The 11,950-nt window shown below is 74.1% G+C and carries 14 protein-coding genes; all 14 read right to left on the bottom strand.

Features of this window, described 5'->3' with window-relative positions:
* Nucleotide 1: 1 nt before the first annotated feature.
* From AB0K10_RS21370 to AB0K10_RS21435, 14 genes are read right to left on the bottom strand one after another with little or no spacing between them, the layout of a single operon-like run.
* Entirely contained in the window at nt 2-760 is a 759-nt protein-coding gene (locus tag AB0K10_RS21370; protein ID WP_363685937.1) for a class II aldolase/adducin family protein, read from the bottom strand.
* Nucleotides 753-1,445 carry a DsbA family protein gene (locus AB0K10_RS21375; RefSeq protein WP_363685939.1) on the bottom strand — a complete coding sequence of 231 codons (693 nt, stop codon included), beginning with the start codon at nt 1,443-1,445 and terminating at the stop codon, nt 753-755. The genes AB0K10_RS21370 and AB0K10_RS21375 overlap by 8 nt, the downstream gene beginning before the upstream one ends.
* Complete coding sequence (locus AB0K10_RS21380; RefSeq protein WP_363685941.1) at nt 1,445-2,353, bottom strand: thioesterase family protein; 909 nt, start codon at nt 2,351-2,353, stop codon at nt 1,445-1,447. The genes AB0K10_RS21375 and AB0K10_RS21380 overlap by 1 nt, the downstream gene beginning before the upstream one ends.
* Entirely contained in the window at nt 2,350-3,159 is an 810-nt protein-coding gene (locus AB0K10_RS21385) for an alpha/beta hydrolase (RefSeq protein WP_363685943.1), read from the bottom strand. Before AB0K10_RS21385 ends, AB0K10_RS21380 begins: the two co-directional genes overlap by 4 nt.
* Nucleotides 3,156-4,184 (bottom strand): beta-ketoacyl synthase N-terminal-like domain-containing protein, encoded by a 1,029-nt coding sequence (locus AB0K10_RS21390; protein ID WP_363685945.1) that lies wholly within the window; start codon nt 4,182-4,184, stop codon nt 3,156-3,158. The genes AB0K10_RS21385 and AB0K10_RS21390 overlap by 4 nt, the downstream gene beginning before the upstream one ends.
* Nucleotides 4,181-5,296, bottom strand: a complete 1,116-nt coding sequence (locus AB0K10_RS21395; protein WP_363685947.1) for a beta-ketoacyl synthase N-terminal-like domain-containing protein — start codon at nt 5,294-5,296, stop codon at nt 4,181-4,183. The genes AB0K10_RS21390 and AB0K10_RS21395 overlap by 4 nt, the downstream gene beginning before the upstream one ends.
* A 3-nt stretch (nt 5,297-5,299) precedes the next feature.
* Nucleotides 5,300-6,334, bottom strand: a complete 1,035-nt coding sequence (locus AB0K10_RS21400; protein ID WP_363685949.1) for a beta-ketoacyl synthase N-terminal-like domain-containing protein — start codon at nt 6,332-6,334, stop codon at nt 5,300-5,302.
* Complete coding sequence (locus AB0K10_RS21405; protein ID WP_363685951.1) at nt 6,331-7,536, bottom strand: beta-ketoacyl-[acyl-carrier-protein] synthase family protein; 1,206 nt, start codon at nt 7,534-7,536, stop codon at nt 6,331-6,333. The genes AB0K10_RS21400 and AB0K10_RS21405 overlap by 4 nt, the downstream gene beginning before the upstream one ends.
* Nucleotides 7,537-7,538: 2 nt before the next feature.
* Complete coding sequence (locus AB0K10_RS21410; protein ID WP_363685953.1) at nt 7,539-7,793, bottom strand: acyl carrier protein; 255 nt, start codon at nt 7,791-7,793, stop codon at nt 7,539-7,541.
* 18 nt (nt 7,794-7,811) lie between these two features.
* A complete protein-coding gene (locus AB0K10_RS21415) occupies nt 7,812-8,285 on the bottom strand; it encodes a beta-hydroxyacyl-ACP dehydratase (protein ID WP_363685955.1) in 474 nt (157 codons plus the stop codon).
* The gene (locus AB0K10_RS21420) at nt 8,282-8,755 is read right to left on the bottom strand and encodes a hypothetical protein (protein WP_363685957.1); all 474 of its coding nucleotides are present in this window, start codon (nt 8,753-8,755) and stop codon (nt 8,282-8,284) included. Before AB0K10_RS21420 ends, AB0K10_RS21415 begins: the two co-directional genes overlap by 4 nt.
* Nucleotides 8,752-9,504, bottom strand: coding sequence for a 3-oxoacyl-[acyl-carrier-protein] reductase (fabG, locus tag AB0K10_RS21425; RefSeq protein ID WP_363685959.1), 753 nt, complete (start codon nt 9,502-9,504; stop codon nt 8,752-8,754). The genes AB0K10_RS21420 and fabG overlap by 4 nt, the downstream gene beginning before the upstream one ends.
* A 13-nt stretch (nt 9,505-9,517) precedes the next feature.
* Complete coding sequence (locus AB0K10_RS21430; protein WP_363685961.1) at nt 9,518-10,771, bottom strand: CoA transferase; 1,254 nt, start codon at nt 10,769-10,771, stop codon at nt 9,518-9,520.
* Between the two features lie 5 nt (nt 10,772-10,776).
* Complete coding sequence (locus tag AB0K10_RS21435) at nt 10,777-11,916, bottom strand: steroid 3-ketoacyl-CoA thiolase (RefSeq protein ID WP_363685963.1); 1,140 nt, start codon at nt 11,914-11,916, stop codon at nt 10,777-10,779.
* Between the last annotated feature and the right edge of the window lie 34 nt (nt 11,917-11,950).

Genomic DNA, 11,950 nt, shown 5'->3' on the forward strand with positions numbered 1-11,950 from the left:
GTCACTCCTGTCTGGGCGTGGTGCCGTGCGTGAGGTCGGGGCTGACAGCCAGGACGTGCTCCGCGACCGGCCGGAAGTTCAGCCGGGCGATCTGCGCGGTGCCGATGTCCGCCCGCGCCGCCCGGGCCGCGTCGGCGGGGATCACCACCAGGTCACCCGCAGCCTGGGCGAGTAGCTGCACCTGGCAGCAGCGGTCCATCGCGAGGAACCACCACGCCGCCTCGGCCACCGAGCCGCCGACCGTGAGCAGCCCGTGGTTGCGCAGGACGACGGCCTTGCCGGTGCCCAGCGTCGCCGCGATGCGGTCGCCCTCCGCGCCGTCGAGGACGACACCGCCGTACTCGTCGTGGACCTCGTGGTCCTCGAAGAAGGCGCACGCGTCCTGGGTGATCGGCGCGAGCGGCCGGCCGAGGGCCGAGAACGCCCGACCGTTGATCGAGTGGGTGTGCGCGGCGGCCACCACGTCCGGTCGTGCCTTGTGGATGGCCGAGTGGATGGCGTACCCGGCGGGGTTGATCCGGCCCGAGCCGTCGACCACGTCGCCGGTGTGGTCGACGCGCAGCAGGTCGTCGTCGCGCACGTGGGCGAAGTGCCGCCCGAACGGGTTGATCCAGAAGGTGTCCGGGTCGATCGGATCCCGTGCGGTGACGTGCCCACCCGCGCCCTCGTCGAACCCCGCCAGGGCGAACGCGCGCAGCGTGAGCACCAACTGCCGGCGGCGGTGGGCACGCTCCTGCTCCGGGTTCCGTCGCTCAGCCACAGCCGCCTCCGGTGTCGGTGTCGTACCCGCCCACGCCCGCCGGCACCGCCGGGGGCGCGACAGGCGTCCCGGTCCGCTCGGCGTACGCGGCGAGGAAGTCGTCGACCCGGTCCACGCCCCAGAACCGGTGCGGGCCCAGCCGCAGGTAGGGGATGCCGAAGATGTCCTCCTCGTACGCCCGCAGCAGGCAGTGCGCCCCGGCCGCACGGACGGCCTCGTCGTCCACCGCGCCGAGCACCACCGCCGGGTCCACGCCAGCCCGCTCGGCCACCTCGGAGATCACCTCCGGGGTGCACACGTCCTCGCCGCGTTGCCATCGGGCGGCGATCACCTCCCGGTAGAACGCCTCCCCCGCGCCCTGTTCCCGGGCGGCCAACCAGCCCAGGTGCGGGATCTCCCACCACGGGTCGATGTCGATCGGCCAGCGCATCGACAGTCCCAGCCGTTGGGCCTGCCGCTTGGCGTCCTGGAGCAGGTACAGGTGCTTCGGCTTGCTCATCTGCACGTAGTGGAAAGTGCCGCCGCGGGCGGTCAACGCCGCCTCGGTCCGCGCGTCCGGGTCCCAGTAGGGGATGAACTCCAGCGCCTCCTGCGGCCGGCTCAGCGCCCGGGTCAGCCGCTCCACGGCCAGCCAGCTGTACGGGCTGCGGAAGGAGAAGTACAGGCGGGGCTGCTTGGCGGCCATCACCGCCGCCCGCCGGTCAGTGCCGCCACGGTGTCCTCGTCGAGGGTGGCGAGCCGGCCCGCCTCGGGGCCGCGGCTCACGGCGTACCCGTGCAGGATGCCGGCAGTGGCCACCCGGACCAGGCGACCGTCGCGGACGACGTGGCAGTCCATCCGGGCGTCGTACGTGACGTCCTTGAGCACGTCGGTGACCGTGAAGCTGACCCACATCTGCTCGTCGAGGTGGGCGTCGCCGAGCACCTCGATCCGGGCGCGGGAGACCACCGGGATCCAGCCCCGCTCGCGCAGCATCCGGCCCACCGAGACGCCCCGGTCGGCGAGGTAGCGGTCCACCACCTCCTCCAGCAGCCGGACGTACCCGGAGTGCTGCATCCGCTGCGAGTACTGGCAGTAGAAGTAGGGCACCCGCCACGGCCACACGAAGCCCGCGCCTGCGGCGCGCAACGTGTCGCCAGGGTCGCCGCCGGCGGGGGCGCCCGGTTCGCCGACGGCCGGCTCCTCCACGAGGCCGGCCAGCTCCGCCGGCAGCGGCGCGGCCTGCGGTACGTCCGCCTCCCGCACCAGGGCCACCCGCACCCGGGCCCGGCACACGGTGACGTCGGCGTCGCGGCGCACACCCATCCGCACCGCGAACCGACCGTTGGCGGCGGGGGTCGTCACCACAGTCGCGGTGTCGTCGACGTCGAGGACGGCGGGCAGCAGCAGCGAACAGTCTCGGACGGACAGCCCCACCCCGTGCTCGTGGTAGAGCAGCCCGGGGCCGTGGCCGCGCTCCCGGAACCACTGCAGCACGCCCTGCTCCACCAGGTACGCGAAGTGTTTGAACCCGATCCAGGTGCGGATGTTCGCGCCCTCGAACCCGGGTCGGGCGGACAGCGTCACGGATGCGTTCTCAACCGCCGTGGTCACGGCGTACCTCCTCGGATCGCGGGGTCGGGGCAGACCTTCTCGACGAAGCCCGCGACGTGTCGGGCCACCTCGGCCGCCCGGTCGAGATGACAGAAGTGGTGGAAGTCCGGCTCCACGACGACGTGCGCGTCGGGCAGTTCGGCCCGCAGCGCGCCGACGCGCGGACCGTCGAGGCCGGGGTCGCGGCCACCGGTGAGCACCATGGTCGGCACGGTCACCGCGTGCAGTGGCAGGCCGGCGGTCGCGGTGAAGTGGTCGAACAACGTGGTGAAGCCCACCGGGCCGATCCGGTCCACCATGATGTCGCGCATCGCGGCCAGGGTCTCCGGGTCCAGGTCGGCCAGGCGGTGGCCGAGACGATGGCGCAGCCCCTCGTCGATGATCTGCACGAAGTTGGCCTGCGCCCGCTCGTGCACGGCCCAGGTGATCGACAGGTCGGGCGGGCAGTAGAACGGCGCGATGAGCATCGCCCCGCGCGGCGCGACGTCCGGTTCGGTGGCGAGCATCTCCAGCACCGCGTTCGCGCCGAGCGAGTGGCCGACCACGACGTCCGGCGGCGTGGCCAGGGCACGGACGGCAGCGGCGAGCCAGGCCCCCGGGGTGCCCCGACGACGCCAGCGGTGGTCGGTGCCGGCCTTCCACGGCAGCTCGGCCGCGAGCAGCCGCCAGCCGGTGGGCAGCCGCTGCGCCAGGGGCCGCCAACTGCGCCAGGTGTCGGACATGCCGTGCGCCAGCAGCACTGTCGGCGTCCCGGTGTCCGGGCCGGCGAGCCGGTGCACGGCGACCGGGGGTGGCGTGCCGCTCATCGCCGCGCCGCCCGGACGTCGAGTTCTCGGATGCCGTCGACGGGGTCGCCGCAGCGGACCGTGACCGTCGGTTCGGCCCCGACCAGGCGTACGGCCAGCGCGGTGTGCACGACCCCCGCGGCGCCGTAGTGGTCACCCGCCACGGCGGCCGCGTCGACCAGGAGGCCGGGTGGCGTGCCGTCGACGGGTACGCCCGCCCGGACCGGCCCCAGCAGGGCCAACGGGTGCGGCGCGGCGTCGGCGTGGCCGAGCAGCAGGCAGGCCGCCCCGGCGCGCAGCGGCGCACCGGCGGTGGCGCCGTCGCGGGCCGCGTGCAGGGCCTGGGCCTGCGGGTCGTCCGGTTCGGTGCCGACCACTACCACCCGGTCGGCACGGCCGGTGCGCAGCAGCAGGCAGGCCAGCCAGATCGCGTCCAGGCCGGCGGTGGCCCCGGAGCAGACGGTGAGGTTGGGGCCTCCGAAGCGGAACCAGATCGCGATCGCGCCGGCGATGACGTTGCTGGACGCGTTCGGCGCCTCCAGTGGGCCGACCTCGCGCGGGCCGCCCTCGCGCAGCCGGCGGGCGATGTCGCCGACGGTCGCGACGTTGCCCAGGTTGGAGCTGACCACCACCGCGGTACGCGGATCCGCCGGTCCGCTCGGGCGGGGCGCCTTCGGGGCGAGGCCCAGCGCGCGGTGCACGGCGCAGAGGGCGAGCCGGGTGGCCGGCTCCTTGGCCAGCAGACCCTTGCGGCCGAGCAGGTCGGCGGCCCGCTCGGGCGGGCAGGCGGGTTCCTCGTCGGCGGCCCACACCCCGGCGACACCGGCCGGCATGTCGACTCCCGGCAGGTGCAGTGCCGCCGCGAGTACGGCGGCCACCTGCCGATCCGGGTCGGCCCCCACGGTACGGCCCGGTTCGGTCCCGGCCTGGGTGTCCGCCGTGGACCGACCCGGGCGGGTCACCTGACCCGGACGGCGGGACGCGGCCGGCGGCACCGTGCGATCCGGGGTCGGCGCGAGGTGCCCGGCCTGGACGTGGCCGGTCATCGCAGCGCCTCCAGGAGGGTGACGGCGTTGAGACCGCCGAAGCCGAACGCGTCCACCTGCGCCACCCGCACGTCGGCCCGCACGGCCGCGTCGCGGACCAGCCGCAGCCCGGCCGCCTCGGGGGCCGGCCGGGTCAGCCCGACCACCGGCGGCACCCGCCCGGTACGCAGGACCTCCACGGCGACGGCGACGCTGAGCAGCGCCGACCCTCCGGACGTGTGGCCGACGGCGCCCTTCAGGGCGGTGACCAGGGGGCCGGGCTCACAATCGGCGAACACCTGCGCGATGACACGCGCCTCGGTCTCGTCGTTGAGCGTCGTGCCGGTGCCGTGCGCCAGCACCAGGTCGACCTGGTCGGGCCGGCGGTCGGCGCGGCGGTGGGCGTCGTGGACCGCCCGCAGGATGCCCGCCGGGTCGGGCGCCGTCTCGTGCCCGGCGTCGCAGGACAGCCCGGTGGCCAGCAGCCGGGCCAGGCCGCCGTCGGGTCGTTCCGGCTCGATGACCAGGACCGCCGCGCCGTCGCCGAGCAGGACGCCGGTCCGGTCGGCGTCGAAGGGCCGCACCCGGCTGGTCGGGTGGCCGGCCACCCGACCGATCATCGCCAGCATGGAGGCGCTGCTGCCGTCGGTGCCGCCGACCAGCACGGCGTCCGCCTCGCCGGTCTCCACCAGGTCCTGTGCCAGGGCGAGGGCGGAACCGCCGGCGCTGCACGCGTTGGCCAGGGTGACCACCCGCTGCACGCCGGGCGCCGCGCCGGCGACGGCGTCGGCGAAGTGCAGTCGCTCGGCGGGAAAGTCGACCGAGCCGGCGAGTGCCGCCCGTTCCACCTCGGCCGTCTCGCGCAGCCCGGTGCCGACGAGACTGACCACCCGCTGTCGACGGGCGTCGAGGCCGGCGGCGGCGAGGGCCTCGGCCACGCAGTCGGTCAGCCAGCGGCTCGGGCCGAACGGCAGGTCGTCGTCGATCGGGTAGCCATGGTCGACGCCCACCCGGGCCGGGTCCGACCGCCGTAGCCCGGCGGCGCCGCACGCGCCCCGCAGCAGCGCGGCGACGGTGGCCGGGCCGTCGCCGAAGCAGGTACGCAGGGCGGTGGCGGTGATGGTCGCGGACATGTCCTACCCCCGCACCACTGCCGCGGCGACCGCGCCGTCGCGCGAGCGCCCGACGATGAGCGCGGGCCGGCCGCGCGCGGCCGGATCCTCGGCGTAGTGACCGAGCAGCACGCCCAGCGCCAGCGCGCCGGTGGCGGACTGGCAGTCGCCGAGCGCCGGACGCACCGACATTCGCTGCGCGGCCGCCGGCACCACCTCGGAGAGGCTGTCGGTGTCGAGTTCACCGCTCGCGATGGCCCACACGTCGGCCGGACGGACCTTCGCCGTGGCCAGCGCCCGACGGACGCAGCCGGCGAGCCCGTCGGCGCTCGGCTCGGGCTGGAAACCGGTGGCAACCGCGAGTACCTGGGCGCGCGGCGTCCCGGTCAGCCCGGGTGCCGGGCGACGCAGCAGGTAGACCGCCGCTGCCTCACCGGCCGGGCCGGCGCCGGTCAGCTCCGCCGCCCACGCCGTGTTCGGCGTGTACTCCTCCACCCCGCCGACCAGCAGGGCGTCGACATATCCCCGGCGCAACGCGTTGAGCGCGTAGCGCAGCGCGTACAGGAAGGCGAGCGGGCCGCCGGCCACCGTGGCGTTGACGCCCCGCAGCCCGTAGCGGATCGCGGCCTGGCCGCTGGCGCAGTTCATCACCGTGTTCGGAAACAACACCGGATTGACCAGGTACGGCTTGTCCTGCACAAGCGTCTCCCGGGAGAAGTCCATCGTGGACTTCAGGCTGCCGGTGGTGGTGCCCAGCACCACACCGACGCGGTGTCGGTTGTCGTCGTCCGGGGTGAGCCCACCGTCGGCCAACGCCCGCCCACAGGCCACCATAGCCAGGGCTGTCGCCCGGTCCAGGAAGCTGGTGCCCTTGCGACCCAGCAGCCGGCGTACGTCGAAGTCGGCGATCGCCGGGGCCTGCGCCGTGGGCAGCGGCTCGTCGAAGCGGTCGCGGACGTCCACGCCGACGACGGCGCCGACGCGTACGGCTGCCAGCAACTCGGTGACCGAGTCCCCGGCCGCGCTGAGCACCCCCCAGCCGGTCACCAGGCCGGTCACCGGATCGCCCCGAAGATCGTGATGGCGTTGTTGCCGCCGAAGGCGAAGCCGTTGTTCTGCGCGACCCGTACCGTGGCCGGCCGGGCCGTGTTCGGCACGGGATCGATCCAGGACAACTCCGGGTCGGGGTTGGCCCAGTTGATTGTCGGCGGCAGGAACCCGTGCCGGATGCCCAGCGTGGTGGCGATCGCGCCGAACCCGCTCGCCGCCCCCATCGTGTGCCCGAGCATCGACTTGATCGAGCTGACCGGCGGCACCCGGTCACCGAACACCGCCCGGATGGCCCGCGCCTCACACAGGTCGTTGGCGGGCGTGCCGGTGCCGTGCGTGCTGATGTAGTCGATGTCCTCCGGCTTCACCCCGGCGTTCTCCTGGGCCAGCCGCATGCACGCCGCGACGCTGTCCTCGTTGGGCGCGACCATGTGGTGGGCGTCGCAGTTGACGCCGTACCCGAGCACCTCGGCGTAGATCCGGGCGCCCCGTTCCTGCGCGTGCTCCAGGGTCTCCAGCACCAGGGCCGCGCCGCCCTCACCGGTGAGGATGCCGGAGCGGTCCCGGTCGAACGGCCGGCAGGCCCGCTCGGTCAGCGCGCCGAGCCGGTAGAAGCCGGCGTGCGCCCACCGGCACACCGAGTCGGCGCCGCCGGCCACCATCACGTCCGCCTCCCCCCAGCACAACAGGTCGTACGCGTACCCGATGGCGTAGTTGCTGGCCGAGCAGGCGGTGGTGAGGGTGACCGACTCCCCGGCCAGCCCAAGCTCCGCGCTCACCGCGTAGGACAGCCGCTCGGCAGGCGCCTGCCGCAGCGCCTCGGCCGACATGGCCGGGTAGCCGCCGGCCACCAGCTCCGCGGTGAGCTGCTCCACCACAGTGGACTCGCCACTTGTGGTGCCGATGACCGCGCCGACGCGCCCCGGGTCGGTGGTCGGCAGCGACAGACCCGCGTCCAGCGCGGCCAGCCGGGCGGCGGCCGCCGCGAACAGCGCCGAGCGGCCCCAGTCGGCGACCCGCAGCCGCCGCAGCAGCGCCTCCGGCCGGAAGGCGGGCACCTCACCGGCCCAGTGGTGCGGGAACCCGCTCGCGTCGAAGCTCGTGATGGGCGCGGCGGCCGACCGGCCGGAGCGCAGACCGTCGGTGAACTCGTGCACGCCGATACCGATGCCGGACACCGGGCCGAGCCCGGTGACGACCACGCGGTGCACGGTCAGTCCTGCCAGCCGGCGTGTCGCGCCACCACCTCGTGGACGGCCTTGAGGCTGCGCATCTCGTTCAACTCGGCCTGCGGGATCTCCACCCGGTACTTCTTCTCGATCCGGGCCAGGATCTCGATCGCCCGCAACGAGTCCGCCTCGTACTCCTCGACGAAGTCGGCGGTGTCGGCGACCTCCTCGGGTTCCAACTCGAGCACCTCCGCCACGATCTCCCGCAGCTCCGCCATGTGCTGGTCGCGCTCACTCATTCCGAGTCCCTCTTCCTCTCATCGTTTCCGCTCCGCGATGGCGTCGGCCGGTCGGACGACCGCCATCATCGAGCCGAACTCCGCCACCTGGTCGGTCCCCACCCAGCTGGATCCGGCGGCGAACGCGGCACCGTGCACGACCTGTTCCAGTCGAACCCGGTGCCGGATCACGTCGCCCGGGTACACCGGGCGCAGCAGCACGCAGTCACGGGCTGCGGTGAACATCGGCAGCCCCGTCGTGCCCGGCCCCCGCGACAGCAGCCACAGCACCGCCGCGCCCTGACCGAACGACTCGATCAGCAGCGACGCCGGATACGCGTACCGGTCGGGGGCCTGTCCCTCGCCGATCCCCCGGTAGCAGGGTTCGCAGCCGGTGACCGCCTTGACCGCCTCCAGGCTCACGCCCGGCTCGACGCTGTCGACCCGGTCGAGCAGCAGCATCGGGTAGCGGTGCGGCAGCAGGGACCGCAGCTCACCGTGGTCGAGTCTCATCGGGCGTTCCCGCCGTCCGCACTCGGCCAGCGGTAGACGGCACGCACCGTCGCCGCGTGGACGCCGTCGTCGCGTACGCACCTGGCGGTCACGTCGAAGGACTGGTCCTCGCCTACCGGGCCGACCGACGCCTCGACGGTGAGCGTGTCGCCGGCCAGCAGCGGGGCGAGGAACCGAGCCGAGCGCAACAGGTGCAGCTGGGGCAGCCGGCCGGCGCAGTAGCCGACGGCCGCCGTCACGGCCTGCCCGATCGTCTCCAGGGTGAACACGCCCGGATAGACGGTCAGCTCGGGGAAGTGTCCGGCCAGGTAGACGTCGGTGGCGTCGACGGTGACGCCGGCGCGCAGGCCGATACCGCCGCGCGGCCCGGCGGACACCTCGACCCAGTCGATCGCCGGCAGGGGCGCCGCCGCGGCCTCGTACGTGTCGACGGGGCGGGTCGCGGCGCTGAACGCGGGTGCGGCGGTCACAGCACGATCCCCCCGTCCACGCGGATCACCTGGCCGGTGACGTAGCCGGCGCGTTCGGAGAGCAGGAACTCGACAAGCTCGGCGACGTCGGCGGGCGCGCCGAAGCGGCCCAGGGGGATCTGCCCCAGCGCCTGTTCGCGCAGCTTCGCCGGCAGCGCGGCGGTCATGTCGGTCTCGATGAAGCCGGGCGCGACCACGTTGACCCGTACGCCGTACCCGGCGACCTCCTTGGCCAGCGACAGGCTGAGCCCGATGATGCCGGCCTTGCTCGCGGCGTAGTTGGTCTGCCCGGTGTTGCCGGTGACCCCGGCCACCGAGGAGAGGTTGACGATGGCGCCGCGGCGTCGCTTGAGGAAGCGGAACGCGACCGTCCGGCAGGTGTTCCAGGTGCCTGTGAGGTTGGTGCCGATCACGTCGTGCCACTCGTCCGGGGCCATCAGCACCAGCGGTCGGTCCCGGGTGATGCCGGCGTTGTTGACGAGCGCGGTGAGCGGTCCGAGGTGCCGCTCGGCGGCGCTGACGAACGCGTCGACGGCGCTCGGGTCGGTCACGTCGCACGGCCCGAACCACGACCCGACCCCGTACGCCTCGACCTCCGCCCGGGTCTTCTCGGCGGCCTCGCTGGGCGCGCTGAAGCAGCCCGCCACCGCGTACCCCTCGGATGCGAGCCGGAGCGCGACGGCCCGGCCGATTCCCCGGGACACCCCGGTCACCAGCGCGCAGCGTGGCGCGTCGCCTGCCGTTGTCATGTCACCCCCCTGCTCATCCGATGGCCCGTTGCGCGCGCAGCCGTTTCCGCGTTTCCGCGTCGACGCCCACCTCGTCGAGGATCCGGTCGGTGTCCGCGCCGGGCTCGGGTGCGCCGGAGCGGACGGCTGTCGGTGTCCGGGAGAACTTGACCGCCGGCCCGGTCAGCGGCGCGGTGCTGCCGTTGGACAGCACCGTCTCCTGCACCATCGCCCGGGCGTGGACCTGCGGGTCGGTCGCGGCCTCGGCGAAGGTCCGCACCCGCTCGGCGGTGATCCCGGACGCGTCGAGGGTGGCGACCACCTCGGCGCAGGTCCGCCCGGCGAACCAGTCGGCGACTACCGCGTTGACTGTGGCGCGGTTGGCGCGGCGTTCCTCGTTCGTCGCGTACCCGGGTGCGCGGGCCAGTTCGGGGTGGCCGACGACCTCGGCCAGTCGACGCCAGGAGCGGTCCAGGGCGACGGCCACGTAGACGTGGCCGTCGGCGCACCGGAAGCAGCCGGCCGGCACGACGAAGTCGGCCTGGTCGCCCCAGCGGCGCAGCGGCACCCCTGTCGCGCCCAGGGTGAGGTAGCCGTTGCTGGAGAACAGCAGCGAGTCGAGCATGCTCACGTCGACGTGCTGTCCCTCGCCGGTGCGGTCGCGGTGGCGCAGCGCGGCGAGCGCACCGATCACGGCGTGCAGCCCGGCGAGGTCGTCGGCGAGGAAGGTGGGCGCCTTCAGCGGCGTGCCGTCCGGGTCGCCGTTGAGCGCCATCCAGCCCGCGGCGGCCTGGGTGGTGGGGTCGTACCCGGGTCGTTGCGCGTCGGGGCCGTACTGCCCGTAGCCGGAGACGGAGACCAGCACCACGTCCGGCCGGACCGCCCGGCACTGCGCGTAGCCGACGCCCCAGGCGTCAAGCGTTCCGGGTTTGTAGTTCTCCACCACCACGTCGGCCGTGGCCACGAGCCGCAGGAACACCTCGGCCGCGCCGGGGCGGCGCAGGTCGAGCCCGATGCTGCGCTTGTTGCGGTGCACGCTCTGCCGGAACCAGGACAGGCCGGTGCCGGGGATGTCCGGCGGCATCAACCCCTCCCGGTTGCCGGGCATCTCGACCCGCAGGACGTCCGCGCCGAGGTCGGCCAGGACGCAACTGGCGATCGGGCCGGACCAGACCTTCGTGACGTCCAGGACCCGTACGCCGTGCAGCGGCCCGGTCAGGTCGTGCCGGGCGTCGGCGTAGAAGTCCGCGGCGTCGCGGGTGGGCGCGGTACGCGTCTCGGTGTCCATGCCGCCTACTCCCGCACCAGCAGCGACGCCGTGCCGAGCGAGCCGCCGCAGCACATGGTGACCAGTGCCGCCTCACCGTCGGCGCGTTCCAGCTCGTGCAGGGCTGTCACCAGCAGCCGGGTGCCGCTGCTGCCCAGCGGATGCCCGAGCGAGATGGCGCCGCCGTTGACGTTCACCCGGTCCAGGTCGGCGTCGTGGTGCGCCGCCCAGGACAGCACGACGGCGGCGAACGCCTCGTTGACCTCGACGACGTCGATGTCGGCGAGGGTCATCCCGGCGCGCTTGAGCAGCTTGCGGGTGGCCACGGTGGGGCCGTCGAGCAGGTAGTAGGGGTCGGCGCCGGTGACGACCTGCTGCGCCAGCCGAGCCCGGGGTCGTAGGCCGTGCGCAGTGGCCCGCTCCCGCGACATCCACAGGATTGCCGCCGCTCCGTCGGAGATCTGCGAGGTGGTGCCGGCGGTGTGGATGCCGTCCGGGAGCACCGGGCGCAGGGCCGCCAGCCCTTCCTCGGTGGTCTCGCGGATGCCCTGGTCGGCGTCGACGCGCGTGCCGTCGGGCAGCGGCACCGGTGTGATCTCCCGGTCGAAGCGGCCCTCGTCGCGGGCCCGCGCGGCGCGCTGCTGCGAGCGCAGCCCGTAGGCGTCGGCGTCCGCGCGGGTCAGCCCCTGCCGGGCCGCGATCCGCTCCGCGCCGCCGAACTGCGCCTTCGGCGGATCGTCGTACGGGTAGTCGGGTGTCTTGTAGTGCCCCGGCCCCTGGTAGAGGTTGGTGCCGACGGGCACCCGGCTCATCGACTCCACCCCGCAGGCGATGCCCACGTCGATGGCGCCGGCGGTGATGAGCGCCGCGATCAGGTGGTTGGCCTGCTGCGCGGAGCCACACGAGGCGTCGACGGTGCTCGCCCCGACCTCGTAGTCGAGCCCACTGTCGAGCCAGGCGTTGCGGGTGACGTTGAGGCTCTGCTCGCCGACCTGCGTGACGCAACCACCGATGATCTGCTCCACCTCGCCGGGTTCGACGCCGGCCCGGCGGAGCACCTCGACCTGGACGTGGCGCAGCAACTGCACGGCCTTGAGGCCGGACAGCACACCGTCGCGCCTACCGATCGGCGTCCGCACCGCCTCGACGATCACCGCCTCCGGCATGGACTCCCCCTCCTGGTCGGCGCCTTGGTGGTTC

The sequence above is a fragment of the Micromonospora sp. NPDC049274 genome, from assembly GCF_040678875.1.
In the GTDB taxonomy this organism is placed as follows: Bacteria; Actinomycetota; Actinomycetes; order Mycobacteriales; family Micromonosporaceae; genus Micromonospora.

Bases quoted from the DNA above. Each gene is read 5' to 3' on its own strand.
- AB0K10_RS21375 (WP_363685939.1), bottom strand. From the start codon at position 1,445: ATGGCCGCCAAGCAGCCCCGCCTGTACTTCTCCTTCCGCAGCCCGTAC.
- AB0K10_RS21385 (WP_363685943.1), bottom strand. From the start codon at position 3,159: ATGAGCGGCACGCCACCCCCGGTCGCCGTGCACCGGCTCGCCGGCCCG.
- AB0K10_RS21390 (WP_363685945.1), bottom strand. From the start codon at position 4,184: ATGACCGGCCACGTCCAGGCCGGGCACCTCGCGCCGACCCCGGATCGC.
- AB0K10_RS21395 (WP_363685947.1), bottom strand. From the start codon at position 5,296: ATGTCCGCGACCATCACCGCCACCGCCCTGCGTACCTGCTTCGGCGAC.
- AB0K10_RS21410 (WP_363685953.1), bottom strand. From the start codon at position 7,793: ATGAGTGAGCGCGACCAGCACATGGCGGAGCTGCGGGAGATCGTGGCG.
- AB0K10_RS21415 (WP_363685955.1), bottom strand. From the start codon at position 8,285: ATGAGACTCGACCACGGTGAGCTGCGGTCCCTGCTGCCGCACCGCTAC.
- fabG (WP_363685959.1), bottom strand. From the start codon at position 9,504: ATGACAACGGCAGGCGACGCGCCACGCTGCGCGCTGGTGACCGGGGTG.
- AB0K10_RS21430 (WP_363685961.1), bottom strand. From the start codon at position 10,771: ATGGACACCGAGACGCGTACCGCGCCCACCCGCGACGCCGCGGACTTC.
- AB0K10_RS21435 (WP_363685963.1), bottom strand. From the start codon at position 11,916: ATGCCGGAGGCGGTGATCGTCGAGGCGGTGCGGACGCCGATCGGTAGG.